This is a genomic window from Pseudomonas sp. WS 5503, from assembly GCF_012985385.1.
GTDB lineage: Bacteria > Pseudomonadota > Gammaproteobacteria > Pseudomonadales > Pseudomonadaceae > Aquipseudomonas > Aquipseudomonas paracarnis.
This window is the reverse complement of sequence record NZ_JAAQWI010000005.1, coordinates 32,800-59,369: the sequence shown is the minus strand read 5'-3', so window position 1 is coordinate 59,369 and position 26,570 is coordinate 32,800. Positions and strand designations below refer to the sequence as shown.

Annotated in this window: 28 protein-coding genes; 16 read left to right on the top strand and 12 right to left on the bottom strand. The window is 59.5% G+C overall.

Annotated elements, in window-relative coordinates; translation table 11 throughout:
• Positions 1 to 7: 7 nt before the first annotated feature.
• Genes zwf through HBO10_RS14520 form a run of 3 tightly spaced genes read left to right on the top strand, consistent with a single transcriptional unit; the run spans position 8 to position 2,857 of the window.
• Entirely contained in the window at positions 8 to 1,474 is a 1,467-nt protein-coding gene (gene zwf, locus HBO10_RS14530) for a glucose-6-phosphate dehydrogenase (protein ID WP_034128521.1), read from the top strand.
• Positions 1,461 to 2,174, top strand: a complete 714-nt coding sequence (gene pgl / locus HBO10_RS14525) for a 6-phosphogluconolactonase (RefSeq protein ID WP_034128520.1) — start codon at positions 1,461 to 1,463, stop codon at positions 2,172 to 2,174. Before zwf ends, pgl begins: the two co-directional genes overlap by 14 nt.
• A 17-nt stretch (positions 2,175 to 2,191) precedes the next feature.
• The gene (locus tag HBO10_RS14520; RefSeq protein WP_026067364.1) at positions 2,192 to 2,857 is read left to right on the top strand and encodes a bifunctional 4-hydroxy-2-oxoglutarate aldolase/2-dehydro-3-deoxy-phosphogluconate aldolase; all 666 of its coding nucleotides are present in this window, start codon (positions 2,192 to 2,194) and stop codon (positions 2,855 to 2,857) included.
• A gap of 205 nt (positions 2,858 to 3,062) precedes the next feature.
• Here the strand turns inward: HBO10_RS14520 and HBO10_RS14515 are convergent, their stop codons facing one another.
• Both HBO10_RS14515 and HBO10_RS14510 read right to left on the bottom strand, forming a co-directional pair.
• Entirely contained in the window at positions 3,063 to 4,238 is a 1,176-nt protein-coding gene (locus tag HBO10_RS14515; RefSeq protein ID WP_034128519.1) for an aminotransferase class V-fold PLP-dependent enzyme, read from the bottom strand.
• A gap of 10 nt (positions 4,239 to 4,248) precedes the next feature.
• On the bottom strand, positions 4,249 to 4,485 hold the full coding sequence (locus tag HBO10_RS14510) for a DUF3820 family protein (protein ID WP_003193750.1): 237 nt from the start codon (positions 4,483 to 4,485) through the stop codon (positions 4,249 to 4,251).
• A 204-nt stretch (positions 4,486 to 4,689) separates the two neighbouring features.
• On the opposite strand from HBO10_RS14510, the gene HBO10_RS14505 reads away from it, so the two are divergent.
• Positions 4,690 to 5,157 (top strand): PA2169 family four-helix-bundle protein, encoded by a 468-nt coding sequence (locus HBO10_RS14505; protein WP_034128518.1) that lies wholly within the window; start codon positions 4,690 to 4,692, stop codon positions 5,155 to 5,157.
• 147 nt (positions 5,158 to 5,304) lie between these two features.
• Here HBO10_RS14505 and HBO10_RS14500 read toward each other — a convergent pair whose 3' ends face one another.
• The gene (locus tag HBO10_RS14500) at positions 5,305 to 5,775 is read right to left on the bottom strand and encodes a MaoC family dehydratase (RefSeq protein ID WP_003193747.1); all 471 of its coding nucleotides are present in this window, start codon (positions 5,773 to 5,775) and stop codon (positions 5,305 to 5,307) included.
• Positions 5,776 to 5,831: 56 nt separating this feature from the next.
• Positions 5,832 to 6,776 (bottom strand): alpha/beta hydrolase, encoded by a 945-nt coding sequence (locus tag HBO10_RS14495; RefSeq protein ID WP_034128517.1) that lies wholly within the window; start codon positions 6,774 to 6,776, stop codon positions 5,832 to 5,834.
• 219 nt (positions 6,777 to 6,995) lie between these two features.
• Here HBO10_RS14495 and fadD2 point away from each other — a divergent pair, with 219 nt between their 5' ends.
• The gene (gene fadD2 / locus HBO10_RS14490) at positions 6,996 to 8,684 is read left to right on the top strand and encodes a long-chain-fatty-acid--CoA ligase FadD2 (protein WP_034128516.1); all 1,689 of its coding nucleotides are present in this window, start codon (positions 6,996 to 6,998) and stop codon (positions 8,682 to 8,684) included.
• Positions 8,685 to 9,065: 381 nt separating this feature from the next.
• Positions 9,066 to 10,757: a long-chain-fatty-acid--CoA ligase FadD1 gene (fadD1, locus tag HBO10_RS14485; protein ID WP_034128515.1), complete on the top strand. Its 1,692-nt coding sequence runs from the start codon at positions 9,066 to 9,068 to the stop codon at positions 10,755 to 10,757.
• Between the two features lie 163 nt (positions 10,758 to 10,920).
• Here the strand turns inward: fadD1 and HBO10_RS14480 are convergent, their stop codons facing one another.
• On the bottom strand, positions 10,921 to 11,298 hold the full coding sequence (locus tag HBO10_RS14480) for a hypothetical protein (protein WP_003193739.1): 378 nt from the start codon (positions 11,296 to 11,298) through the stop codon (positions 10,921 to 10,923).
• Positions 11,299 to 11,499: 201 nt separating this feature from the next.
• Here HBO10_RS14480 and HBO10_RS14475 point away from each other — a divergent pair, with 201 nt between their 5' ends.
• The 3 genes from HBO10_RS14475 (at position 11,500) to def (ending at position 13,356) form a co-directional block, all read left to right on the top strand.
• On the top strand, positions 11,500 to 11,685 hold the full coding sequence (locus HBO10_RS14475) for a CsbD family protein (RefSeq protein ID WP_003193737.1): 186 nt from the start codon (positions 11,500 to 11,502) through the stop codon (positions 11,683 to 11,685).
• Between the two features lie 181 nt (positions 11,686 to 11,866).
• Complete coding sequence (locus tag HBO10_RS14470; RefSeq protein WP_034128514.1) at positions 11,867 to 12,820, top strand: YihY/virulence factor BrkB family protein; 954 nt, start codon at positions 11,867 to 11,869, stop codon at positions 12,818 to 12,820.
• Positions 12,817 to 13,356 carry a peptide deformylase gene (gene def, locus HBO10_RS14465; RefSeq protein WP_034128513.1) on the top strand — a complete coding sequence of 180 codons (540 nt, stop codon included), beginning with the start codon at positions 12,817 to 12,819 and terminating at the stop codon, positions 13,354 to 13,356. Before HBO10_RS14470 ends, def begins: the two co-directional genes overlap by 4 nt.
• A gap of 120 nt (positions 13,357 to 13,476) precedes the next feature.
• On the opposite strand, the gene HBO10_RS14460 is transcribed toward def, so the two are convergent.
• Positions 13,477 to 13,896, bottom strand: coding sequence for a GNAT family N-acetyltransferase (locus HBO10_RS14460; protein WP_034128512.1), 420 nt, complete (start codon positions 13,894 to 13,896; stop codon positions 13,477 to 13,479).
• Between the two features lie 301 nt (positions 13,897 to 14,197).
• Between HBO10_RS14460 and HBO10_RS14455 the strand changes: the two genes are divergently transcribed.
• The 4 genes from HBO10_RS14455 to HBO10_RS14440 all read left to right on the top strand — a co-directional run bounded on the left by HBO10_RS14455 (position 14,198) and on the right by HBO10_RS14440 (position 17,619).
• Positions 14,198 to 15,127 carry a fatty acid desaturase gene (locus HBO10_RS14455; protein WP_034128511.1) on the top strand — a complete coding sequence of 310 codons (930 nt, stop codon included), beginning with the start codon at positions 14,198 to 14,200 and terminating at the stop codon, positions 15,125 to 15,127.
• A 9-nt stretch (positions 15,128 to 15,136) separates the two neighbouring features.
• A complete protein-coding gene (locus HBO10_RS14450) occupies positions 15,137 to 15,928 on the top strand; it encodes a PhnD/SsuA/transferrin family substrate-binding protein (RefSeq protein ID WP_034128510.1) in 792 nt (263 codons plus the stop codon).
• A gap of 108 nt (positions 15,929 to 16,036) precedes the next feature.
• Positions 16,037 to 16,558, top strand: coding sequence for a sigma-70 family RNA polymerase sigma factor (locus HBO10_RS14445; protein ID WP_034128509.1), 522 nt, complete (start codon positions 16,037 to 16,039; stop codon positions 16,556 to 16,558).
• A 110-nt stretch (positions 16,559 to 16,668) separates the two neighbouring features.
• Positions 16,669 to 17,619 (top strand): aliphatic sulfonate ABC transporter substrate-binding protein, encoded by a 951-nt coding sequence (locus HBO10_RS14440; RefSeq protein WP_034128508.1) that lies wholly within the window; start codon positions 16,669 to 16,671, stop codon positions 17,617 to 17,619.
• A gap of 112 nt (positions 17,620 to 17,731) precedes the next feature.
• On the opposite strand, the gene HBO10_RS14435 is transcribed toward HBO10_RS14440, so the two are convergent.
• The 4 genes from HBO10_RS14435 to HBO10_RS14420 form a co-directional block, all read right to left on the bottom strand.
• Complete coding sequence (locus HBO10_RS14435) at positions 17,732 to 18,193, bottom strand: hypothetical protein (RefSeq protein WP_034128507.1); 462 nt, start codon at positions 18,191 to 18,193, stop codon at positions 17,732 to 17,734.
• 132 nt (positions 18,194 to 18,325) lie between these two features.
• Entirely contained in the window at positions 18,326 to 19,732 is a 1,407-nt protein-coding gene (locus HBO10_RS14430) for an MFS transporter (RefSeq protein ID WP_169922013.1), read from the bottom strand.
• A gap of 88 nt (positions 19,733 to 19,820) precedes the next feature.
• Positions 19,821 to 20,453, bottom strand: a complete 633-nt coding sequence (locus HBO10_RS14425) for a glutathione S-transferase (protein ID WP_034128505.1) — start codon at positions 20,451 to 20,453, stop codon at positions 19,821 to 19,823.
• A 249-nt stretch (positions 20,454 to 20,702) separates the two neighbouring features.
• Positions 20,703 to 21,734 carry a LacI family DNA-binding transcriptional regulator gene (locus HBO10_RS14420; protein WP_161793224.1) on the bottom strand — a complete coding sequence of 344 codons (1,032 nt, stop codon included), beginning with the start codon at positions 21,732 to 21,734 and terminating at the stop codon, positions 20,703 to 20,705.
• A gap of 225 nt (positions 21,735 to 21,959) precedes the next feature.
• Here HBO10_RS14420 and HBO10_RS14415 point away from each other — a divergent pair, with 225 nt between their 5' ends.
• On the top strand, positions 21,960 to 22,493 hold the full coding sequence (locus HBO10_RS14415) for a gluconokinase (RefSeq protein ID WP_034128504.1): 534 nt from the start codon (positions 21,960 to 21,962) through the stop codon (positions 22,491 to 22,493).
• 84 nt (positions 22,494 to 22,577) lie between these two features.
• On the top strand, positions 22,578 to 23,930 hold the full coding sequence (locus HBO10_RS14410; RefSeq protein ID WP_014719640.1) for a GntP family permease: 1,353 nt from the start codon (positions 22,578 to 22,580) through the stop codon (positions 23,928 to 23,930).
• A 135-nt stretch (positions 23,931 to 24,065) separates the two neighbouring features.
• Here HBO10_RS14410 and alaC read toward each other — a convergent pair whose 3' ends face one another.
• Complete coding sequence (alaC, locus tag HBO10_RS14405; protein WP_019819319.1) at positions 24,066 to 25,277, bottom strand: alanine transaminase; 1,212 nt, start codon at positions 25,275 to 25,277, stop codon at positions 24,066 to 24,068.
• A 195-nt stretch (positions 25,278 to 25,472) separates the two neighbouring features.
• Between alaC and HBO10_RS14400 the strand changes: the two genes are divergently transcribed.
• Positions 25,473 to 25,955, top strand: a complete 483-nt coding sequence (locus tag HBO10_RS14400) for a GyrI-like domain-containing protein (protein WP_034128503.1) — start codon at positions 25,473 to 25,475, stop codon at positions 25,953 to 25,955.
• Between the two features lie 66 nt (positions 25,956 to 26,021).
• On the opposite strand, the gene HBO10_RS14395 is transcribed toward HBO10_RS14400, so the two are convergent.
• On the bottom strand, positions 26,022 to 26,513 hold the full coding sequence (locus HBO10_RS14395; RefSeq protein ID WP_014719637.1) for a GNAT family N-acetyltransferase: 492 nt from the start codon (positions 26,511 to 26,513) through the stop codon (positions 26,022 to 26,024).
• Between the last annotated feature and the right edge of the window lie 57 nt (positions 26,514 to 26,570).

Here is a 26,570-nt window from a genome sequence, read left to right as displayed (position 1 = left end):
AAACATCATGCCTTCGATAACCGTGGAACCCTGCACCTTTGCCCTGTTTGGCGCCTTGGGTGATCTGGCGCTGCGCAAGTTATTTCCTGCCCTTTATCAACTCGATGGCGCCGGGTTGCTGCACGACGACACACGCATCCTGGCCCTGGCCCGTGAAGCCGGCTCCGAGCAGCAACACCTGGCCCATATCGAAAAAGAATTGCGTAAATACGTCGGCAAAGAGCTCGACGAAGCCGTGGCCCAGCGTTTCCTCGCACGCCTGGCTTATGTGCATGTCGACTTCATGAAGGCCGACGACTACGTCGCCCTGGCCGAAAAAGCCGGCAGCGAGCAACGCCTGATTGCCTACTTCGCCACCCCGGCGGCGGTGTACGGCGCGATCTGCGAAAACCTGTCCAAGGTCGGCCTGGCGGAAAATACCCGCGTAGTGCTGGAAAAACCCATCGGTTCGGACCTGGAGTCGTCGCGCAAGGTCAACGACGCCGTGGCGCAGTTCTTTCCGGAAAACCGCACCTATCGCATCGACCACTACCTGGGCAAAGAGACGGTGCAAAACCTGATCGCCCTGCGTTTCGCCAACAGCTTGTTCGAAACCCAGTGGAATCAGAACTACATCTCCCACGTGGAAATCACCGTGGCCGAGCAGGTTGGCATCGAAGGCCGTTGGGGTTACTTCGACAAGGCTGGCCAACTGCGCGACATGATCCAGAATCACTTGTTGCAACTGCTTTGCCTGATTGCCATGGACCCGCCTGCCGACCTGTCCGCCGACAGCATCCGCGACGAGAAGGTCAAGGTGCTCAAGGCCTTGGCGCCGATCAGCCCCGAGGGCCTGACCACTCAGGTAGTCCGTGGCCAGTACATCGCCGGCTACAGCGCTGGTAAAGCCGTGCCGGGTTACCTGGAAGAAGACAACTCCAATACCCAGAGCGACACCGAGACGTTCGTTGCCCTGCGTGCCGATATCCGTAACTGGCGCTGGGCCGGCGTGCCGTTCTACCTGCGTACCGGCAAGCGTATGCCGCAAAAACTGTCGCAGATTGTCATTCACTTCAAGGAACCGTCCCACTACATCTTCGCCCCGGAGCAGCGTCTGCAGATCAGCAACAAGCTGATCATCCGCCTGCAGCCGGACGAAGGTATTTCCCTGCGTGTGATGACCAAGGAGCAGGGCCTGGACAAAGGCATGCAACTGCGCAGCGGACCACTGCAATTGAATTTTTCCGACACCTATCGCAGCGCACGCATCCCCGATGCCTACGAGCGATTGTTGCTGGAAGTGATGCGCGGCAATCAGAACCTGTTTGTTCGCAAAGATGAAATCGAAGCCGCGTGGAAGTGGTGTGACCAGTTGATCGCCGGGTGGAAAAAATCCGGTGATGCGCCCAAGCCTTATGCGGCGGGGTCCTGGGGGCCGATGAGCTCCATTGCACTGATCACGCGGGATGGGAGGTCGTGGTATGGCGATATCTGAATTGAAACTGCCTCAGGGCGTCACTGCCCATGAGTACCGTACGCCTGCGCTGCTGGCCGATGGCCTGGCCAATGACGTGGCTGAACAACTGCGCTCGGCCATCAGCGCCCGTGGCGAGGCCACGTTGGTGGTGTCCGGTGGCCGCAGCCCCGTGGCGTTTTTCCAGAACCTGGCCAAGCAGGGCCTGGACTGGTCCAAGGTCACCATCACCCTGGCCGATGAACGCTGGGTGCCGGTCGAACATGCCGACAGTAATGCTGGCCTGTTGAAGCAACACTTGCTGCAAGGTCCGGCGGCCAAGGCGAAGTTCCTGAGTCTGTACAGCCCCGCTGCCAATCTTGAAGACGCTGCCGAGCAGGCAGATCGCCTGCTGGGCGAGTTGCCAGCCATTGATGTGCTGGTGCTGGGCATGGGCGATGATGGCCACACCGCATCGCTGTTCCCCAACAGCCCTAACCTGAGCGAAGCGCTGAAGGCCGACGGTACCCGCCGTTGCTGGCCGATGCTGGCGCCCACTGTGCCGCACCAGCGCCTGACCATGAGTCGTGCGCTGCTGGCCACGGCCAGCTACACCGTGCTGTCGATTTCCGGCAGTTCGAAATTGACTACCTTGAGCGCCGCCCTGGCCAGCGACGATGTTGCTGCCATGCCGATTCGCGCGTTTTTGCAACCTACTCTAGAGATTTACTGGTGCCCATGAGCCAAGGATCAGCCGCTATGAAAAGCCCTCAACCGACCGTGTCCATGGCGGATAAAGTTGCCTTGATCGACAGCCTCTGCGCCAAGGCGCGGATCCTGCCGGTGATCACCATCGCCCGCGAGCAGGACATCCTGCCGTTGGCCGACGCCCTGGCCGCTGGCGGTTTGACCGCGCTGGAAGTGACCCTGCGTTCCGAGTTCGGCCTCAAGGCCATTCAGGTCTTGCGCGAGCAACGTCCTGAACTGTGCACTGGTGCCGGTACCGTGCTCGACCGTCACATGCTCGAAGCGGCAGAAGTGGCAGGCTCGCAATTTATCGTCACCCCCGGCATCACCCGTGACTTGCTGGAAGCCTCGGTGCACAGCCCGATCCCGCTGCTGCCGGGCATCAGCAACGCCTCCGGCATCATGGAAGGCTACGGCTTGGGTTATCGCCGCTTCAAGCTGTTCCCGGCTGAAGTCAGCGGTGGTGTTGCTGCCATCAAGGCTCTCGGCGGCCCGTTCGGCGAAGTCAAATTCTGCCCGACTGGCGGTGTTGGTCCGGCCAACATCAAGAGCTACATGGCGTTGAAAAACGTAATGTGCGTGGGCGGTAGCTGGATGCTGGATCCGGAGTGGGTCAAGAACGGCGACTGGGCGCGTATCCAGGAAGTCACTGCCCAGGCGCTGGCGCTGCTGGACTGAACTGATTTATCGAATCGTTGTTGCTGTGCTTTACGGCATTTTTGCGGCGCACTTGGTCGGTGTGCCGCTTTTTTTTGCCTGTAAAAAAACCTCAAGCACATCGCCGCTCTGAAGGTGGGGGCTGGCTTGCCTGCGATAGCCATTTATCAGTTAGCCCATCTTTGGCTGGTACACCGTTATCGCAGGCAAGCCAGCTCCCACAGTTTTAAACGGTGTTTAGTTTGGTGATCGCATGGACTAGCGCATTGATGTCCGCCGCCGACGTCACCAGCCCCGGCGTCACCCGGATACAGGTGCCAAACGCTGCCCCCGTGCGCGTAGTGGTGAACAGGCCGTGCTCCTTGAGCAACCTGTCCACCATCATCTGCTGATCACGCCCTATGAACTTGAAGGCTGTGATCCCGCAGTACAGTCGCGGGTCATCCGAGGTCAGCACTTCAATCCCCGGCAACGGCCGTACCTGGTTTACCCACAGGTTGCGCAGGTAATTGACGCGTGCGCCCTTGGCCGCAGCGCCACCCAACTGTCGATGCTCTTCAAATACCAGGGGCAATGTCATCAGCGCCGGAAAGTTCGGCGTGCTGTAGGACGTACGCGCTCGCACATCGGTGGCTGGGTAGTGAAACTCGCCCATATCCGGGTCGATATCTGCCAGGCGCTCCGGTGCGATGTACAAAAAGCCCAGGGTCAGCGGCGCGCCGATCCACTTGTGCAGGTTGAGGCCTGCGAACTGAATGCCCAGTTCGGCCAGGTTGAAGTCGATCTGGCCCAAGGCGTGGGCGCCGTCGAGGATCACGTCGATTGCGCGTTCGCGCGCGGCCTTGGCAATGGCCGCAACCGGCATGACCAGGCCCGTACGGTGGGTCACATGGGTCAAGGCTATTAATCTCAGACGCGGGTACTGCACAAACGCATCGTGATAAGTCTGCACCAGGCTGTCGAAACTGGCCGGGTGGGTGTGGGCCACCTCTATCACTTCCACGCCGCGAGCCGCTGCCAGCCAGCGCATGGCGCCTTTGACCGTGTCGTATTCCAGGTCGCTGATCAGCACCTGGTCGCCCGGTTGCAGGCGGTTGTAGTTGCGGATCAGTGACTGCAAGGCTTCGGTAGCGTTACGGGTGAAAGCGACCGATTCGGGGTCGACATCAATCAAGCCGGCCAGCTGGCGGCGTATCTCGTTGTTTTCACCCTGTTCAAAACGCTGGCGCACATGCACAGAGTTGCTGCGGTTGATAAAGCTGATGTGCTCAAGGTACTGGGCCTGCACCGCCCGGCTCATGCGCCCGAAGTAGCCGTTTTCCAGGTTGATCGGGCCGGGCTCGTATTCATAGCGTTGGGCGATGGCCTGCCAGTGCGGTTCGTTATCGGCATTCCTTGGCATGGTGAGTCTCTTAGTGGCGGGGGGCGGGTCTGCCGTGTTTGGCGCGCAGCGGTTCGAGCAATTCGGACAGGCCGTTGTGGTCGATTTCCTGCATCAAGGCCAGCAAACCGCCCAATTCGCCGTGGGGGAAACCTTCGCGGGCGAACCAGTTCAGGTAGGGCCCGGGCAGGTCGGCAATGATCCGGCCTTTGTATTTGCCAAAGGGCATTTGGCGGGTGATCAGCAGTTCGAGTTTTTCGGGATTCATGAGCGTCGTAGGGTTGAGGCCAGGCTTTCGAAAATACAGGCATTCTGCATGAAGGCCAAATGACAGATCATGCAAATAACCAACATACAGATGGTTCAATAATTCGTAACTTATTGAAAATAAACATAAAAATAATTTTTATAAACCTGGCACGGGCGCTGCAATAACCAAGGCAACCTTCTAACCCGTACAAGGAATTGAAAAATGACTGATATCAACAAAGAATCGATCTCCGTACTGAACGACCTGATCGAGACCAGCATCGACGGCCAAAAGGGTTTCAAGGAATGCGCTGAAGACATCAAGCATCCGGAACTCAAGGCATTGTTTGCCAAGCGTGCTGTTGATTGCGGTACCGCTGCAGAAGAACTGAAAACTGCTGTGCGTGCCCTGGGCGGCGATCCAGAGAAGTCCGGTAGTGTTGCCGGCGCCCTGCACCGTGGCTGGGTCGACGTGAAGTCGATGGTCACCGGCAAGGACGAAGAGGCCGTATTGAACGAAGCCGAGCGCGGTGAAGACCACGCACTGAAGGCTTACAAGGAAGCGATCGAGAAGATCAACAAGCACAACCTGGTGGGCATTCGTGACTTGGTTGAGCGTCAGTACCACGGTGTACAGCGCAACCACGACCAGGTAAAAGCCCTGCGTAACCAGGCTCGCGCTCAGTCGTAAGACCTGAGGTAAGACCTACGCTGGACCTAGTGTGGGAGCGGGCTTGCTCGCGAAAGCGGTGGATCAGTCACTGTTGTATTGGCTGATACACCGCATTCGCGGGCGAGCCCGCTCCCACATTTTTTTATGCAAAGGCTGGAATGTAGATCAGCCGATGCTGATTGGCGGCAGCTCGGTCAGGGTCACGACTTGCTGTTTGCGCGGCGCCAGAATCTCCGCCTCGCCATCGACTACCAACTCATCACGCTGGTTGAACACCCGAGTGGCAATGCGCACGCGAAACTTCGGCAGTTTCTCGAGGATTTCCAAGCGCACGGTCAGGGTGTCGCCGATCTTCACCGGTTTCTGAAAGGTCATTTGCTGGCCGATATAGATCGTGCCCGGCCCAGGCAGCTCGCAGGCCACTGCCGCGCTGATCAGCGCGCCGCTGAACATGCCGTGGGCAATCCGCTCCTTGAACATGGTCGCCTTGGCGTATTCAGCGTCCAGGTGCACCGGGTTGTGGTCACCCGACATGGCGGCGAACAGCTGGATATCGCGCTCTTCGACGGTTTTGCTGAAGCTGGCAGTCTGGCCCACTTCAAGCGCTTCGTACGGGGTGTTGGTTACCTGGGTCATCTCAAGGAGCATCCTGTGGCTTAACGGTAATTAATCGGCTGATTTTAAAGCAAAAACTATTCGCAGCGGGTGGGCCTGCGCAACGCCAGCGCCTGGTCGAGCCAGGTCAGCAGGTCGGCGGTGACTTCATCACGGTTGGTTTCGTTGAATACTTCATGGCGCGCCTGCGGGTAAAGCGTCAATTGCACGTCCTGGCAACCGGCCTCACGCAGGGCGTGGGCCAGGTGCTTGAGACGCTTGCCTTCACTCACCGGATCACGATCGCCGCCAATCACCAGGATCGGCAGGCCGGGATCAATCTGCGCCAGGTTGGAGACTTTGCTGATCTGCTGCAAGCCGCCCAACAGGTCGATCCACAGTTGATTGGTGCAACGAAAGCCACAGAGTGGGTCGTTGATGTAGTTGTCCACTTCAACCGGGTCGCGGCTGAGCCAGTCAAACGCGGTGCGATTGGGTTTGAAGGCTTTGTTGAATGAGCCGAACGACAAGAAGTCGATCAACGCACTGCGCCCTCGCAGGCCTTGGCGTGCACGTTCGATGCGCGCAATGATTTGCGCTGCACGGTAGAGGGCCACCGGCTGGAAATTCGAGCCGCTGAGTATTGCGCCATGCAAGCTGGCGCTGTGATGCAGCAAGTATGCCTGGGAGATATAGCTGCCCATGCTGTGGCCCAGCAAGATGATCGGCAGCCCGGGATGCTGTTGGCCGATGTGCTGATTAAGGCTGGCCAGATCGCCCACGACTTTGTTCCAGCCATCCGTTTCAGCATATAGCCCAACGGTGCCGGCCTCGGCGGTACGGCCATGCCCACGCTGGTCCAGCGCATATACGCCATACCCTGCGCCACACAACGCTTGCGCCAGGCGCGCATAGCGACCGCCGTGCTCGGCCATGCCATGGGAAATCATCACCACGGCCCTGGGCGGGCCGTCGGGCATCCATTGGTTGACGTACAGACGGGTGTGGTCGTTCGCGGTCAGCCAGAAGGTGCTGTGGTTCATGGCGGCTTCCTTTGCTCAGGGTGGTTGCATTGTATAGCTCATCCGGCGTGGGGCGGGGTATCTGCCTACGCCTTAGGTACAAGATTCATACAATCAATGACACAGTTCAGCGTCTTGCCTGTTTGGCCATAGCTGCTAACTTCCCCAAAGCTCCGCTTCTTATTGCTGCACATCTGCATGGCAGCGGCCGGACACACTCAGGTAAAGAGGACAAGAATAATGCAACCTGATTTCTGGAATGACAAACGCGCGGCGGGAGTCCCCAATGCCATCGACCTCAGCACCTACACGTCGGTGATCGAGGTCTTCGAGCGTTCCTGCAAGACCTTTGCCGACCGTCCGGCATTCAGCAGCATGGGCATTACCCTCACCTACGCCGAGCTTGAGCGCCAGAGTGCGGCGTTTGCCGGTTACCTGCAGCAGCACACCGACCTCAAGCCCGGCGAGCGCATCGCGGTGCAGCTGCCCAACGTGCTGCATTACCCGGTTGCGGTGTTCGGCGCACTGCGCGCCGGGCTGATCGTGGTCAACACCAACCCGCTTTATACGCCGCGCGAGATGCGCCATCAGTTCAAGGATGCCGGTGTGCGGGCGCTGGTCTACCTCAACCTGTTCGGTTCACGTGTGCAGGAGGTGTGCACCGACACGGAGATCGACTACCTGATCGAAGCCAGGATGGGCGATTTCATGCCCGCCGCCAAAGGCTGGCTGGTCAACACCGTGGTCGACAAAGTCAAGAAGATGGTCCCGGCCTACCACCTGCCGCGGGCGGTTTCGTTCAAGCGCGCCCTGCGCATGGGCGCGGGCCTTGGAGTGACGCGCCATCCGGTGACCCTGGACGACGTCGCCGTGCTGCAATACACCGGCGGCACCACTGGGCTGGCCAAGGGAGCGATGCTCACTCACGGCAACCTGGTGGCGAACATGCAGCAAGTGCGGGCGTGCATGTCGCAACTGGGCGACGACGGCCATCCGCTGATCAAGGAAGGGCAGGAGGTGATGATTGCACCGCTGCCGCTTTACCACATCTATGCATTCACGGCCAATTGCATGTGCATGATGGTCTCCGGTAACCACAACGTGCTGATCACCAACCCACGGGACATCGGCGGGTTTATCAAGGAGCTCAAACAGTGGCAGTTCTCCGGCCTGTTGGGGCTCAACACACTGTTTGTGGCGCTGATGGACCACCCGGATTTCAAGACCCTGGATTTCTCCCACCTGAAGATTACCAACTCCGGCGGCACCGCCCTGGTCAAGGCCACGGCGGAACGCTGGAAAGCGGTGACCGGCTGCGCCATCGGCGAAGGCTACGGCCTCACCGAAACCTCGCCAGTGGCCAGTACCAACCCCTACGGCGGCCTGTCACGCCTGGGTACCGTGGGCATCCCGGTGCCGGGTACGGCGATGAAGGTCGTGGATGACCTGGGGCAAGAACTGCCGTTGGGCGAGCGCGGCGAGCTGTGCATCCAGGGCCCGCAAGTGATGAAGGGCTACTGGCAGCAACCGGCCGCCACCGCCGAAACCCTGGACGCCGATGGCTGGTTGAAGACCGGTGACATTGCGGTGATCGACACCGATGGCTACATCAGTATTGTGGATCGCAAGAAGGATTTGATCATCGTCTCGGGTTTCAACGTGTACCCCAACGAAATCGAAGACGTGATCATGGCCCACCCGGCCGTGGCCAACTGCGCCGTGATCGGCGTACCGGACGAGCGCACGGGGGAGGCGGTGAAGCTGTTCGTGGTGGCACGGGCCCAGGGGGTGAGCCTCGAGGAACTGAAGGCGTACTGCAAGGCCAACTTCACGGGGTACAAGGTGCCCAAGCATATTGTGTTGAGAGAGTCGTTGCCGATGACGCCGGTGGGGAAAATTCTGCGCCGGGAGCTGCGCGACATCGCTTGAATTGAAATAGGGTACAAAAATGTGGGAGCTGGTTTGCCCGCGCTAGCAGTGTTTCAGTCGCCTGTTGAATTGGCTGATCCACCGCTATCGCAGGCAAGCCAGCTCCCACACTGTATTTTTCGCCCTTGATAGCCTGTTCTAGAGCCATTCCTGGTGTTATAGAATTTTTGCTCTAAAAGTGACCATTGGATATTCTTGAGTCATGTTTATGACTGTAGGGGCCTCTTTTGGCTCTAGGCGCCCCTTGGCAAAGCTGCTACTCTCGGCGCGCTTTGTGACTTCTAGGCCTGCTTGAAAGCGCCAGACTCACCTAAAAACATACACCAATAATAATCGCATCAAATGCGATGATGAATTCGCGTCGCTGAGGAGTGGGCTTCCATGAATGAAGACTTTTGGAAGGATAAGTACCCCGCCGGGATTGCTGCACAGATCAATCCAGACGAGTATCCGAATATTCAGGCGGTACTGAAGCAGTCCTGCCAGCGCTTCGCCAACAAACCGGCTTTCAGCAACCTGGGCAAGACAATCACCTACGGTGAACTGTACGAATTGTCCGGCGCATTCGCCGCGTATCTGCAACAGCATACCGATTTGAAGCCTGGCGATCGAATCGCCGTGCAACTGCCCAACGTTCTGCAATACCCCGTCGCTGTATTCGGTGCGATCCGCGCCGGCCTGATCGTGGTCAACACCAACCCGCTGTATACCGCGCGGGAGATGGAACACCAATTCAATGATTCGGGGGCCAAGGCCCTGGTTTGCCTGGCGAACATGGCGCACCTGGCTGAAAAAGTCGTGCCCAAGACCGCCGTCAAGCACGTGATCGTCACCGAAGTTGCCGACCTGCTCTCGCCGTTCAAGCGCGTGCTGATCAACAGCGTGATCAAATACGTAAAGAAAATGGTCCCGGCCTATCATCTGCCCCAGGCCATCAAATTCAACGACGTACTCGCCAAGGGCCATGGCCAGCCGGTCAACGATGCCAGCCCGGCCAGCGGCGATGTGGCCGTGTTGCAATACACCGGCGGTACCACCGGCGTGGCCAAGGGCGCGATGCTGACCCACCGCAACCTCGTCGCCAACATGCTGCAATGCAAGGCGCTGATGGGCTCCAACCTCAATGAAGGCTGCGAGATCCTGATCACGCCGCTACCGCTCTACCACATCTATGCCTTCACCTTTCATTGCATGGCGATGATGCTGATCGGCAACCACAACATCCTGATCAGTAACCCGCGCGACCTGCCGGCGATGGTCAAGGAACTGTCGAAGTGGAAGTTCAGCGGCTTCGTCGGCCTCAACACCCTGTTCGTGGCACTGTGCAACAACGAAGGTTTCCGCAAGCTGGACTTCTCTGCGCTGAAGGTCACCCTATCGGGCGGCATGGCGTTGCAACTGGCGGCGGCGGAGCGTTGGAAGGCCGTGACCGGCTGCGCGATCTGCGAAGGCTACGGCATGACCGAAACCAGCCCGGTGGCCACGGTCAACCCGATCCAGCACATCCAGATCGGCACCATCGGCATTCCGGTGCCTTCCACCGCGTGTAAAGTCATCGCCGACGACGGTACCGAGCTTGCACTGGGCGAAACTGGCGAGCTGTGTGTGAAAGGTCCGCAAGTGATGAAGGGCTACTGGCAGCGCCAGGAAGCTACCGACGAGATGCTCGATAGCGAGGGCTGGCTGAAGACCGGCGACATCGCGATCATCCAGCCAGACGGCTACATGCGTATCGTCGACCGCAAGAAGGACATGATTCTGGTCTCCGGCTTCAACGTCTACCCCAACGAGCTGGAAGACGTGCTGGCGGGCCTGCCGGGTGTGCTGCAGTGTGCGGCTATCGGCGTACCGGATGAAAAATCCGGCGAGCACATCAAATTGTTCATCGTGGTCAAGCCAGGGGCTACCCTGACCAAGGACCAGGTGATGGAACACATGCGCGCCAACGTCACCGGCTACAAAGTGCCCAAGGCCGTGGAGTTCCGTGATGCGCTGCCGACCACCAACGTGGGCAAGATCCTGCGGCGTGAATTGCGTGATGAAGAACTGAAGAAACTCGGTCTTAAAAAGTAACCCATAAAAAACCCCGCCGATGCGGGGTTTTTTATGAGGGCGCTGGCGAAACACTTACCCCCTGTGGGAGCTGGCTTGCCTGCGATAGCGCTACAGCAGCCACTGCTGTATCGCCTGACTCACTGCCATCGCGGGCAAGCCCGCTCCCACAGGGTTACCGGGCTTACAACGCGAACTGCGCGAAGCTCACACCCGCACCGGCGGGGCGTACGTCCTTCAAGAACGAGTCCTTATCCGCGCTTAGCTCCAGGGTAATCTCCGGCTTGCGCTTGCCCGCATTGCGTACCACCAGCCCTTCGAGTTTTTCACGCAGGAACACGGTCGGCACTTTCAGGTGCAGCAACTGGTCGGTGTCGGCGTTGTGCATCAACAGGTGGATCCACTCGTACTGGCCTACAGCAATACGCCCCACCGGCAGGTCGAACCACCAGATGTTGCGTTTGCGGTCCAGGTCGGTGAAGTGGCAGTTGTTGACGCCGAGTACGGCACCGCCCAGTTCCTGGTTTCTGCGGGCAATGGCCTGTGCTTTATTGAGTTTCATAACCTTCCTACGGGATCTGTTATTCAGCGTTGCAGCCTGAATGTGCCGGGCATTCTCGTGGGTTGGCTGCAAAACATAAAGCCAAACCTGCCGCTTTCGATGAAATGCTTGCGCAAAAATAATTGAAACTCTGCCGTTGCGCTTCAGGTCAACCGCTACGTAGTGACCAAAAACCATTTGATTGTTATCAGGAGTAATACCATGAGCAGCACTTCCGATAAGGTAAAGGGCTTGGCGAACGAAGCTGTCGGTAACATCAAGCAAGGCGTCGGTAAAGTCACAGACAATGACAAGCTGCGTGCTGAAGGCGTGATCCAAGAGAAAAAAGGCGAAGCTCAGCAAGCAGTGGGCAAGACCAAGGACGCAGTGAAAAAAGCCACTGAGTAACACGTCCTGGCTGGCAGACTCCAGCAGCCCGACGGCCATCCACGGATGGCCGTTTTTGTATCCGGTGCTGCAACTAAACTTTCGAAATTGTTTCAAAGTCGCCAAATGGGCTACTTTGATGTAGAAAACGGCCCCTGAGTCGCCCACGAACTCAACCTCTTTTGCGGCGAAAGGAGACGCTATGCTTTTTCCAGTACTCGATGGTCTCAAGCTGCACAAGGTGCTGGTACGCACCATCAAGGAATTCGTCGATGACGAGATGCCTACCTACGCCTCGGCACTGGCCTACCAGATGCTGTTCTCTTTGTTTCCGTTCCTGCTGTTCCTCATTGCCCTGATCGGCTTCCTGCATTTGCCCGACTTCTTCAGTTGGCTGCGCCTGCAATCGGAGCTGGTGTTGCCACCCCAGGCGCTGGAACAGGTCAACCCGGTGATCGATCAGTTGCAGCAGTCCAAGGGCGGCTTGCTCTCGGTGGGTATCGTTATCGCCCTGTGGACGGCCTCTGCGGGCGTGCGCCTGATGATGAGCGCCATGAACGCCGCCTACGATGTGGTTGAAGGGCGGCCGATCTGGAAGCGTTTCCCGCTGTCGATTTTCTACACCGTGGGTATCGCCGGCATGCTGCTGGCGGCCGCCGCGCTGATGGTGCTGGGCCCGCAAGTCATGGAGTGGCTGGCCGGGCAGATCGGCATGCAGGAATTCGTGGTCACGCTGTGGACCATCCTGCGCTGGCCGCTGATTGTGATCTTGCTGATGTTCGCCGTGGCCCTCATGTACTACGTGATGCCGGACGTCGAGCAGGAATTTCGCTTTATCACCCCCGGCTCCGTCTTGGCCGTGGTGGTATGGATCGTCGCCTCCCTGGGCTTTGGCTACTACGTCAAGACCTTCGCGGACTACAACGCCATGTATGGCAGTATCGGTGCGATCATTGTCTTGCTCCTGTATTTCTACATCTCTGCCGCCGTACTGCTGCTGGGCGCGGAGATGAATGCGGTGATCGAGCATATGTCTGCCGAGGGCAAGGACCCCGGTGAGAAGGAAATAGGCGAGTCGGGCCACACCGATGAAAAACAACACGTCTCAGGCCTAGGCCGGGACCACTCCAAGCCCATGACCGAGCCTGAACAATGATCCGTGAAATCCTGAAAATGGGCGACGAGCGCCTGCTGCGTATCGCCCCGCCGGTGCCGCCGGAGATGTTCGACAGCCCGGAGTTGTGGCAACTGATCGACGATATGTTCCAGACCATGGAGCACGTGGGCGGCGTTGGCCTGGCGGCGCCGCAGATTGGCGTGGACCTGCAACTGGTGATCTTCGGTTTCGAGGCCAGCGAACGCTACCCGGACGCGCCGCCTGTGCCGCAGACCATCTTGATCAACCCGCTGATCACACCGCTCAGCCCGCTGCAGGAAGAGGGCTATGAGGGTTGCCTGTCAGTGCCCGGCCTGCGCGGCGCCGTGAACCGTTACCAGCAGATCCGCTACGAAGGGTTCGACCCCAAAGGCGAGCCGATCGTACGTTTTGCCGACGGCTTCCATGCGCGGGTGGTGCAGCATGAGTGCGACCATTTGATCGGCCGGCTGTACCCCTCGCGGATTACCGACTTCAGCAAATTCGGATTTATTGAAGTGATGTTCCCGGAGCTGGACCCAACGGCTGACGAATAGCCCTTCTGACACACTCACAGTTCAACTGTGGGAGCTGGCTTGCCTGCGATGGCGGTGGGCCAGCTACCTTATTTGTAGCTGATACACCGCCATCGCAGGCAAGCCAGCTCCCACATTGGATCAGTGTTTTGGGGCATTGAGCCCCATCGCAATCATCGGTTTATTGCGCTTGTAACGCACCAGCCGCTCACTCAGCGATTGCGGCAAAACCGTGTCCTGGCTGAACCCCATGCCCTGATACAACCCTTCCAGGTCCGGATGGCACAGCAACCAGACCGTCCCCTCACAACCTGCCACGGCCTCGCCAATCAGTCGCGCCGCCAGCTGCTGGCCACGATAAGTCGGCGCCACAAACACCCCCGTCAGCCACTGCCCACCCACCACCGGGCTCAAGCACAAGCCGGCCACGATCTCGCCATCTCGCACTACCCACAAACGGCCGCCCTTGAGCGCCTTCATCGATGAATTGTGGCTGCGATAAAACTTGTTCAGCAGTGGCCATAGAGGCTCGGCCAGCGGTTCGATGTGCAATGGGGGCATGGGTTCAGACAAGCGTTATCCAGGGCAGGGGATTATAAGCGCCTTCTGCCGGGCAATAGGTGGTATACCCAGTGCTACATCCCCTGTTAGTGGAGCATGCATCATGGCCAAAGGTATGGATTCAAAGAAAGCCGCGAAGAAAAAACCGGCAAAGACCGCGGATGAAAAACGCGCGGACAAGAAGACCAAAAAATCCGAAGCAGGCCTGTTCGGTCACTGAGTTACACGCTTAGAACCAAACGATCTGCAAGATTTTCCCGCCTCATTGCACAGAGCAGGAAACACCTGCTCTGAGCTGCCGATGGCCAATTACCTTGATCCGACCCACCGCCGGGAAATCGAAGCCCTGGCGACGACCTTTGTGGCAAGAACCGAGTGGCCGACCTGGCTGCTGTTGATCGGCGTGTATGCCGGCTGGTTTGCGGTGATCCTTGGCAGCCGGTGGCTGGGCGTGTGGCTGAGCATGTTGCTGCTGATTCCGCTGCTGACCCTGTGGCTATCGGTGCAGCACGAATTGCTCCACGGCCACCCGACCCGTTCGTTATGGCTGAATAAACTCCTCGGCTATGCCCCTTTCGCGGTGTGGTATCCCTACACGCTGTACCGCGACAGCCACCTGTTGCACCATAACGACCATGACCTGACCCTGCCGGGCATCGACCCGGAAAGCCGCTACCTCAATCAGCAGCAATGGAACAACAGCTCACTGTTCGAACGTGGCGTGCATTGGCTGACCAAGACCGTGCTTGGCCGCTTCCTGCTGGCTGCGCCGTTGGCCATTGGCCGGTTGGCACGTCACGAGTTTCAACGCCTGCCCCAGGTATGGCCGATGTGGCTGGCCCACGGCGCCGTCACTGTGCTGATGCTGAGTTTCATCGCCTACTACAGCGCGCTTGCGGTGTGGCACTACCTGCTGCTGGTCAGCGTGCCAGCCTTGTCCCTGGCCTCGATCCGTTCCTACTATGAGCACCGCCCCCATCCTCGGCCGGAACAGCGCACAGTGCTCAACGAAGCGTCCTGGCCCTGGGCCTGGCTGTTTCTCAACAACAATCTGCACCTGGTGCACCACGATCTGCCAAAGCTGCCGTGGTACCTGCTGCCCAGGGTGTACCGTGCCCGGCGCAAGCAGTGGCTGGCGCGCAGCGGTGGTTTCCTGGTGCAAGGCTACGGCCAGTTGATCAGCCGTCACGGCCTCAAGGCCATCGACAGTCCCCTGCACCCGTTTGCCTGAGAGGCGACCATGAGTGAGCACTACGCCGACCTGCGCATGTACGTTGCGCCCGAGCCCATCCAGCAGGCCAATCAATACTGGCTGGCGCGCATCCTTGAGCGCTTGAAGCTGCATCGTCTTGATGCCGACCACCTCGACTTGCGCGGCCTGTGGCTGGCGCCGCAATTGCTCGTCAGCCAAACCTGCGGCTACCCGCTGATGACTCAACTGCGCGGCCAGGTGCGCATCATTGGGCGCCCCCGTTACGAGTTGGCCCACAGCAGCCATGGCGAACATTGCAGCCTGCTGTTAACTCGCGCTGACAACCCGCGTACCCGCCTGGCGCAGTTCTACCAGAGCCGCGGCGTGATCAACGGCCACGACTCCAACAGCGGTATGAACCTGCTGCGTGACTGCCTGGCGCCGTTGCAGCGCGACGGGCGTTTCTTCGCCAGCGTCGGCATCAGCGGTGCCCATCGCGAGAGCTTGCGCTGGCTGCGTGAAGGCCGCGCCGACCTCTCCGCCATCGACAGCGTCACCTACGACTACCTCGCCCGATTCGCCCCAGCAGAGGTCGCGGGCCTGCGCGTCATCGCCCGCAGCGCGCCGAGCCCGACTTTGCCTTACATAGGTGCGCTGGGCTTGAGCGATGCGCAGGTAGCGCAGATTCGTGAGGCGATGAACCTGGCGTTGCAGGACCTGCCGCAGGTGGCGCAAACCCTCGGTGTGCGAGCTGTGCTTCCTGCCAGCGAAGATGACTACCAGGTGGTGCTGGATTACGAGCACAAAGCCGCCAGCATCGGCTATTCGGTACTTCAATAAGGTTATATAAAAATGCGTTTTAAATATTATTAAAGCATAAGTAGCCTTGCTAGGATTGCTTCACCGGAACACCGGACATACCGCGCAACCTACTCAGAAGGAGCCACTATGTCCGGCGCCGATAGTGCTCACAGCGACTACGTGGGCTCATTGTTTCGCATTCATTACCCTTGGCTGTGCAGCCGCTTGCACCGCTACCTCAACTCCCGTGCCCACGCCGAAGACATCGCGGTCGACGCGTTTGTCCAGCTCTTGAGTGCACCTCAGGTAGCGCCGATACGACAGCCCCGCGCATTGCTCACCACCATTGCCCAGCGCCTGGTGTACCAGGTGTGGCGCCGGCGTGACCTGGAGCGTGCCTACCTCGCTGTGCTGGATGACGATGCAGCCTGCGCCGAGGACCGGGCGCAGGTACTCGAAGCCCTCCAAGCCATCGATCTCTCGCTCGACCGCTTGCCGGCCAAGGTCAAGACGACGTTCCTGTTGTCCCGCGTCAACGGCCTGACGTACCCCCAGATCGCTGCCGAACTGGGGATTTCCCAGCGCTCGGTCAGTGACTACATGGCCCGCGCTGTTACCGGACTTGAATCCCACCCCGATCAAATGTGGGAGCTGGCTTGCCTGCGATAGCGGTGAGCCAGCCAACACCTCTGGCCATGACAGGCCGCCATCGCAGGCAAGCCAGCTCCCACACTTCCTGTGCTCACTTTGAATCTGATCGAACCACCAAGAGGCAACTTATGAAAGCAATCAGACACCTGCTGGGCAGTTCGCTGCTGGCATTGGCAGTAATGGCGCAACCCACCTCGGCGGCCGAACCTTCCACGCTGCGCATCGGCTACCAGAAAAGCTCGGTCAGCATGGTGCTCGCCCGTGAGCACAAGCTCTTCGAAGCCGCACTGCCGGGCACCCAGGTGCAGTGGACCGAATTTCTCGGTGGCCCGCCGCTGATCGAAGCGCTCAACGCCGGCAGCCTGGACATCGGCAATATTGGCGATATCCCGCCGATCTTCGCCCAGGCAGCCGGGATCGACTTGCAGTATTTTGCCGTCGAGCCTAACGAGGGCAAGGCCGAAGCAGTGCTGGTGCCCAAGGCCAGTACCGTGCAGAACGTGGCCGAACTCAAGGGCAAGCGCGTGGCATTGCTCAAGGGCTCCAGTGCACACAACCTGTTCCTCAAAAGCCTGCTGCACGCCGGGTTGCAGTGGAAGGATGTGAACGTGGTGTACCTGTCGCCTTCCGACGGCCGCGCCGCGTTCGAACAAGGCAAGGTGGACGCATGGGTAGTGTGGGACCCGTACTACTCGGCCGCCGTGATCGACGGCTCGGCACGCGTGCTGCGGGACGGGCAAGGGTTGAACCCTGCGGGCAGTTTCTTCGTGGTCAACCACCCGTTTGCCAAGCAGCACCCAGGGGCCATCGCCACGATTATCCAGACGCTTGGCAAGGCGCAACGCCTGTCGCTTGATCAGTCCGACGCGAGCATCACGCTGATGGCCGGCACCCTGGGCCTGCAACCGGCGGTGGTCAAAAGCTACTTCGAACATCGCTCGCCCGAGCCGATCCGCCCCTTGGCGGCCATCGACATTGCCAACCAGCAACGCACCGCCGACCTGTTTTTTGCCAACGGCCTGATCCCGAAAAAAGTCGATGTGCAGCAGGCTGTCTTCAAGCCCCTTGGTCATCCATGAGCCAGACCGCTAAACCGATCAGTGTGGGAGCTGGCTTGCGTGCGATACAGACACCTCGGTGTATCAGATGAGCCGAGGTGATGCTATCGCAGGCAAGCCAGCTCCCACAGGCTCAGATCGCAGCCAGGGTCTCTTTCATTATCTGGGTTGGCGAAGCAGTAGCCTTCGCCGCTACCTGCTGCTGTTGCTGTTCTTTCAAGCGCTCGGCCACTTGTTTGGCGATGGCGTCTTGTTTGTCCTGGGGCATCGCCTGCACTTGTTCTTCGGTCAGCCCTTGTTCCTTGAGTAACTGTTCACGAATACGTTCGGCTGGGGTCTTGCTCATGTATTCGGTGAACTCGGTACGTGCCCCATTAGTTGTGGCCTGTAACTGCACGCGAGTCTTGGCGAAGGCTTCGTCGATGCGATCGTTGGCCTTGTCCAATTCCCTCTGCGCGGCGGGCACTGTCACGCTGTGTTGCGCAGCCTGCAGGGCGCCGCTGTACAGCGCACTGGCGGCGGCGTTGGCGGGGTCCATGTCGGGTCGCGTGATCTGTTGCACGTTCGACGCCGCTTGAGTGTTGTTAACCAGCATGATCGTTCACCTATGAAAACACACGGTGCGACAGCTGGAGCAAATACTGTGCCGGTTGTCAGACCCCAGTGTTTACTGGGGCTGGCGTCGTCGGCGCGGCAAGCCTTCTCCTTGTGCGGCCAACCGTTGCCGTCAGTGAGCGATGTTCTCCAGCGCCAGGTTTCGCGTGCGCGGCCCAAACCAACTGATGGTAATCATCACGATCAACATGCTGCTGGCAATAAACGCCAACACGCCCGGCGTGCCCAGGTGCTCGAGGATAAAACCGATCAACAGGCTGCTGAACACCGTGGATAAACGGCTGAACGAATAGCAGAACCCGACCGCTCGCGCACGGATATTGGTGGGGAACAATTCGCTCTGGTACGAGTGATAACTGAAGCTCAGCCAGGCATTGCAGAAGGTGATCATCACCCCGCAGAAAATCAGCCCTAACGCTGTGGTTTGCAGGGCAAACAGGCTGCCGAAGATCACTGCACCCATGGCCGAGCCGACAATTTGCCACTTGTTCTCAAAGCGGTTGGCCACCTTGACGAACAATAGCGGGCCCAGCGGGTAGGCGAGGGTGATGATGAAGGCGTAGAGCAGGCTGTGGGTCACGCTGACATCCTGGCCCGAGAGCAAGGCCGGCAGCCAGTTGCCAAAGCCGAAGAAGCCGATGGCCTGGAATACATGAAACACGATCAGCATCAAGGCGCGGCGACGGTAGGGCGGCTGCCAGATATCGGCGAAACGGCCATTGCCCTGCACGCTGATAGCTTCGGGTTCCGGTTCGTCCAGCGGCTTGCCGTGGTCCTTTCGGCAGCGTGCCTCCAGGTTGTTCAGGATCGTGTCGGCCTCTTCGAAGCGTCCCTTTTGTGCAAGCCAGCGCGGTGACTCCGGCAGGCGCTTGCGCAGTTGCCAGATAAACAATGCAAACACTGCACTGCTCAACACCACCCAGCGCCACCCGGCGATACCGAACGGCGCCTGTGGCACCAGCCACCACGACATCAACGCCACGGCCGGTACGGACAGAAACTGGATAAAAAACGCAAAGGCAAACGCCGAACTGCGCATACGTTTGGGCACCAGTTCCGAGAGGTAGGCGTCGATGGTCACCAGTTCGATGCCAAGGCCAATGCCCACCAGAAAGCGCATGCAGATGATGCCCAAGGCCGAGGTTTGAATGCCCATCAACACCGTGGCCACCGTGTACCAGACCAACGCAAAGGTGAAAATCGCGCGTCGCCCGAAGCGGTCAGCGATGGGGCTGAGCAGGCTGGCGCCGAGGAACAGGCCGAGGAACGTGGCCGAGGCGAAAGCGGCTTGGTCGGAGAAACCGAAAACACCTTCGCTGCCGGTATGAAAAATCCCGTCGCTGATCAGGCCAGGGCTGATATAGGCGGTTTGGAATAGATCATACAGCTCGAAAAAACCGCCGATGGAGAGTAACGCCACCAGGCGCCAAATAGTGGCGACGGCGGGCAGGCGGTCGATGCGGGCGCTGATGTGGGCGGCGCGGGTGGGGTCTGAGACGCAGGCGGCGAGTGGGGGCATGAATAACCTTCAGTTAGGCGAGTTGGAAGCTTCGAGCTTTAAGCCAAACCGCTATTGGGCTTGGAGCTTAACGTGCGCAACTGCTTCTCTAATTGTGGCCGTCGAGCGCGAACGTCTTGAAGCCGGCGTGCTGGCTGAGGCGTTGGTAATACGCCGCGATGGCGGGGTAGGGTGGCCGCTCCATGGGTGTCATCTGCCACCGATGTACCGAAAGGCCTATCAAGATGTCAGCGAGGGTGAACTCTTCGCCGGCCACGTAGGCGCCGGTCTTGGTCAACTGTTGTTCTAGCAAGGCCATCTTGTCATTCCAGGCCTGCACACCCGCCTGGATGCGTTGCGGGTCCTGATAGTCCGGGTTTTGACGCACCAGTGCGTGGAACGCATAGCCCCACGAAGGGTTGAGTTCGGTGGCTTGCCAGTCCATCCACTGTTCGACCCGTGCACGCAAGGCAGGCTCAACGGGTAGCAAGTCATGGCGCTGGTAGAGGCCGACAAGGTAGCGGCAGATGGTATTGGACTCCCACAGCACGCCATGGTCGTCGATCAGCACTGGCACCTGGGCGTTGGGGTTCAAGGCGAGGAAATCGGGGGATTGGGTAGGCTTGAAACCGATGCCCCAGTCTTCGCGCACGTAGTCGATGCCCAACTCCTGGCAGGTCCACAGTACTTTTCGCACGTTGATTGAAGAGGTACGACCCAAGATTTTCAGTGAATGGCCCATGGTGCTTCCCTGGCATCTAAGAGAGTGACCAATCTAGCAGGGGCCGGGCACGGCGGCGAGGGTGTGAAGCGGGCACGGCCGAAAATGTGGGAGCTGGCTTGCCTGCGATAGCGGTGGTTCAGTTGAAGATGCGTTGACTGAGCCACCGCCTTCGCGAGCAAGCCCGCTCCCACAGGGGATCTGTGCCAGGCGCTGATTCTGTGGACACTACATGGCCAGCTCTCACATTGATTGCGTTCGGCTCGACGCTCAGGTGCTCTCGCGCACCTGCAACTCAAACCCCATATCCACCACTGGCTTGGCCACCTTGTTGCCCGCCATGATCGTCAGCAGATGCTCTGCTGCCCGACGCCCGATGGCTTCCCGTGGCGTGCTGATGCTGCTCAGGCGCGGCACCATGAATGACGAGGCGGGTAGGTCGTTGAAGCCCAGCACCGCCACACGTTCAGGCACCTTGATGCCATGGCGCAGGGCTTCGAGCAGGGCGCCCTGGGCCAGGTCGTCGTTGCCGAAGAAGATCGCGTCCACATCCGGGTGGGCGGCCAGCAGTTGCAAAAACAGTTCGCCTCCCAGGCCCACGGAGGACGGCCGTGGCGTCAGCAGCTCCAGCGCCGGATCGTACATGCCGGCCTGTTGCAAGGCGCGGCGAAAGCCTTCGCCACGCAGCAAGGTGCGTTGGTCCAGTTGTGCGCCGATATAGGCCAGGCGCTTGCGCCCCCGGGACAGCAAGTGCGCCGCCGCGGTCTCGCCGGCGGCCAGTTGCGAGAAGCCCACACAGTTCACCCCGGCATTGGGGTCCAGATCCATCATGTACACACAGGGCACATTGCTGGCCTCGACCATTCGTCGCGCGCTTTCGGTGCGGTCAAAACCGGTCAGCAACAAACCCCGTGGCTGGTAGGCCATGTAGTTGCGCAGCAGGTCTTCTTCTTCATCACGCGAATAATGGGAGTTGCCGATCAGTACTTCAAAGCCCTTGGGCCGCAGTACCTGATGGATAGCTTCGAGGGTTTCGATAAACAGCAGGTTGGACAGTGACGGCACCAGCACCACCACCGAATGGCTCTGCGCCGAGGCCAGTGCCCGGGCGGCGGGGTTGACCACGTAGCTCAGTTCGGCGGCGGCCTGTTGCACTTTTTCCACCAGTTCGGTGGCCACGGTACTGATACCGCGCAGGGCACGGGAGGCCGTGATCGGGCTGACGCCGGCCAGGCGCGCAACTTCATTGAGGGTAGGGCGGCCCGTCGTGCGGGTATTTTTATCGTTCTTGGAGGTCATCAGGCGGCTTGCCAAACAAAAATCGAGGCACTAAGGTAGCGCTGTCTCCAAAGGGCTGCAAATTCTTGGATAAAGGGTTGCCTGATCCTGTCCAGCTCTTGAAGTCAATCTGTTGGAACGGATGCACGCGTCACTCCATAAAAATGACAAGTCGGCGCGGGAAAAGCCTGTTTTTGCACTAGCCTTACGCTATGCAAAGGTAGCGCTATCTGCGTCCTGAGGTGTTTCATGAGTCAACCTGTTACCGCCCTGGTCATCATGGGTGTTTCCGGCTGTGGCAAGTCCAGCGTCAGCCAAGCCCTGTGCGCCCTTAACGGCGCCACTGCCATTGAAGGCGACAGCTTTCACCCTGCCGCGAACATCGAAAAGATGAGCGCCGGCCACCCCCTCAACGACGACGACCGCGCCGGCTGGCTCGATATCCTGTGCGATGAACTGCGTCGCGCGTTGAAAGCGGGCGAGCATCCTGTACTGACCTGTTCGGCCCTGAAGAAAAAATACCGTGACCACCTGCGCGAAGCTGCGCCGGGCCTGGGTTTTGTCTTCCTGGAGCTGACCCGCGAAGTCGCCGCCGACCGCGTGTCTCACCGCCCCGGCCATTTCATGCCGGCGAGCCTGATCGACAGCCAGTTCGCCACCCTTGAATCGCCCAAGGGCGAGCCGCTGACCCTGGCCTTGAACGCCAGTGAAGACAGCGTCGAGGAACTGGCCGCGCAGACCCATACCTGGTGGCGCAAGCACGGCTTTGAACCTACTCATTAATTTTTTGCCGGAAAAGATAGCGCTATCCCCGGCAGGAAGTTCAACACCCGCTTTAATAACAACAACAAACAGGAGAGACCCCCCATGTTTGGCATGTCCCACGAGTCTTACCTGCTGCTAGATGCAGTAGTCACTATCATCGGGTTGATCGTACTGATCACCAAGTTCAAGGTGCACCCGTTCATTGCACTGATCATCGCGGCCGGTTTCCTCGGCCTGACCTCGGGCATGCCCGTGGACAAGATCATCAAGGCGTTCCAGGACGGTTTCGGCGGGGTGCTCGGCTTTGTCGGCATCATCCTCGCGCTGGGCACGATGCTCGGCAAGATGATGGCCGAGTCCGGCGGTGCCGATCAGATCGCCCAGACCCTGATCCGCGCCTTCGGCAAAGAGAAGGTCCAGTGGGCCATGATGTTCGCCGCGTTCCTGGTGGGCATCCCGCTGTTCTTCGAGATCGGCTTTGTGTTGCTGATCCCGCTGGTGTTTATCGTCGCCCGGCGTACCGGCGTGTCGTTGATCAAGATCGGTATCCCGCTGCTGGCCGGTCTGTCGGCGGTGCACGGCCTGGTGCCACCGCACCCGGGCCCGCTGCTGGCCATCGGCGTGTTCGGTGCCGATATCGGCAAGACCATCCTGTACGGCCTGATCGTCGCACTGCCGACCGCCATCATCGCCGGCCCGATCTTCGGTACGTTCATCGCCAAGTACATCCCGGGCAACCCGTCCCAGGAACTGGTGGACCAACTGGCCCGCGAAACCGATAACAAGTCGCTGCCCAGCTTCAGCATCACCCTGGTCACCGTGCTGCTGCCGGTGTTCCTGATGCTGCTCAAAACCTTTGCCGACATCGCGTTCGCCGAAGGCAACGTGGTACGCAACTGGATGGACATGATCGGCCACCCGATCACCGCACTGTTGCTGGCTTTGCTGTTGTCGCTGTACACCTTTGGCCATCGCCAGGGTATCCACTCCAAGCAAATCCTCAAGCTGCTCGACGCCAGCCTTGCGCCCACCGCCGCGATCATCCTGATCATCGGTGCCGGTGGTGGCTTCAAGCAGATGTTGGTGACCAGCGGCGTGGGCGACGTGATCGGCCATATGGCGGTGAACGCGCAGATCAACCCGATCCTGCTGGCGTGGCTGGTGGCGGCGGTGATTCGGATTGCCACCGGTTCAGCGACGGTCGCGACCATTACCGGCGCGGGCATTGTGGTGCCGGTGGTGGGGATGATCCCTGGCGTCAACCGCGAGTTGCTGGTACTGGCGACGGGCGCGGGTTCGTTGATCCTGTCTCACGTCAACGATGCGGGGTTCTGGCTGGTCAAGCAGTACTTCAACATGACCGTGGCCGAGACGTTCAAGACCTGGACGGCGATGGAGACCATTCTGTCGATCGTGGCGCTGATCTTCATCATGTTGCTGTCGTTGGTGGTGTAAGCCACACCCCAAAGCAAGGGTGGGAACTGATCAAATGTGGGAGCTGGCTTGCCTGCGATAGCGGTAGTGAATCCAACACTGCCATCGCAGGCAAGCCAGCTCCCACATTGATTGGGTTTCTTCAGGTGGATCAGGTCAGGCTTTAGTCACCAACCCATCCGCCCTGAACATCCCGCGAATCCCCCGCACGGCCTGGCGAATCCGGTCCTGGTTTTCGATCAGCGCAAAGCGCACATGATCGTCGCCATACTCACCAAAGCCGATCCCCGGCGACACACACACCTTCGCTTCCAATAGCAGTTTCTTGGCAAACTCCAGCGAGCCCATGGCCGCGTACTGCTCGGGAATCTTGGCCCAGACGTACATCGACGCCTTCGGATTCTCCACCATCCAGCCCAGTTCATGCAGGCCCTTGACCAGCACATTGCGACGCTGGCGGTACTGCTCGGCGATGTCCTTCACGCACTGTTGGTCGCCTTCCAGCGCCGCAATCGCCGCCACTTGCAGCGGGGTGAAGGTGCCGTAGTCGTGGTAGCTCTTGATGCGTGCCAGGGCGTTGACCAGTTCAGGGTTGCCCACCATGAAGCCGATGCGCCAGCCGGCCATGTTGTAGCTCTTGGACAGGGTGAAAAACTCCACCGCAATGTCCTTGGCGCCGGGCACTTGCATGATCGAGGGGGCTTTCCAGCCGTCGTAGACGATGTCGGCGTAGGCCAAGTCGTGCACCACCAGCACGTCGTACTGCTTGGCCAGGGCGATCACCCGTTCGAAGAAGTCCAGTTCCACACACTGCGCGGTCGGGTTGGACGGGAAGCCGAGGATCATCATCTTCGGCTTGGGGATCGAGCCGCGAATCGCGCGCTCCAGCTCTGCGAAGAAATCCACGCCCGGTATCAGCGGCACCGAACGTACCTGGGCGCCGGCAATCACTGCGCCGTAGATATGAATCGGGTAGCTGGGGTTGGGCACCAGCACGGTATCGCCCTGGTCCAGGGTGGCCAGCATCAAGTGCGCCAGGCCTTCCTTGGAACCGATGGTCACGATGGCTTCGGACTCCGGGTCGATATCCACCGCGTAACGGTCCTTGTACCAACGCGAAATCGCCCGGCGCAAGCGCGGAATGCCTTTGGAGGTGGAGTAGCCGTGGGTGTCTTCACGCTGGGCGACGGTGACCATTTTCTCCACGATATGAGGAGGCGTGGCGCCGTCAGGATTACCCATGCTCAAGTCGATGATGTCTTCGCCGCGCCGACGCGCAGCCATCTTCAGCTCGGCAGTGATATTGAATACATACGGGGGGAGTCGATCTATGCGCGCAAAGCGGCGCGGCGAACCTTGGTCTGCCATTGTTGCCTCGAGGTACGTAAGCGCCCGGAACCGTCCGAGCGACGTCGGCCACTGCGGTGGCCTGCGGGGCAGACAATACGGGCGATGATGGCCAGTTGTCCAGATGCGTAGGAAATTTTTCTACATGGAGTACAACGCGGATATGCCCCTATACTCGATGCGGGTTTGTTCCCTCATAAGAAGGAGACTGTTCGTATGGATCAGCAGACAAAAAAACCGTTGGAGTCACGCCTGGAAGCCGGTAAGGCCCTGGTGATCGCCGGGGTACAAGGGCGATATTCGAAGGCCACCGTTGGCGATATCCCACGGCTGTGGGAGTTGTTCGATACCTGTATCAAAGACATCAAGAAGCGCGTCGGCGGTGTGACCTACGGGGTGTGCCATAACCCGCATCACGGCGAATTCGATTACCTGGCAGGTGTTGAAGTCCCGGCCAAGAAGGACGTGCCGAGCAATTTCGAGGTGATCGAAATTCCGCCACTCAACTATGCCGTGTTCCCCCACTACGGGCCGGTGCAGGCGCTTGAGCAAACCTACGAGCGCATCATGTTCGAATGGCTGCCGCACTCGGGCTACAAGGTCATGGGCGCGGATTTCGAGCGCTATAGCGCGGACTTCGATGCCAGGAAGGGCACGGGGACGGTGGAAATCTGGCTGCCGATCGGGGAGCGGGGCTGACACTGCACCCGATGTCACGTAAACACGACATGCACGCTTAAAAGTCATGTTTACGTGACATTGCCGCTATGGATTAAACCTGAAACTCAACCGACGCTCATACCCTACACGACCCTTGTACGCCTCACCGCGATCCACCCATCCCGCCCCCAGATACAACCCCATTGCCGCCAGGTTGTGGGCATCCACCGACAACTCCAACCCCTTGATCTGCGGCCAGGCCTCGCGCGCCACGGCGGGCAACGCCTGCAAACACATCTTGCCGTATCCACGCCCCTGTTGATGCCGGTCTACCTGTAGCGCGTGGAGTGTGGCGCTGTGTTCATCGGCCCAATGAGGCAGGCACGGTGGTCGCTTGAGCAGCAAGAACGCCACAGGAAGGTCGTCGACCAACAGCGCAAAGCCCTTGACCCCAGGGCTCGGGTTGGCGAGCAGGGTATTGAGGGCGCAATACATATCACCGCAAAACGGCAGTTGCTCAGGGTGAACTTCGATGGCGCCGACTTGCTGTTGTTGCACAGCGTTCAGCGCCTCGTAAGCAACGAGGCGGGTTGGCATGGGACTATCCGAACGGCTGCAAGAGAAGTGGCAGTTTATCGGGTTTGAGCCACGGGA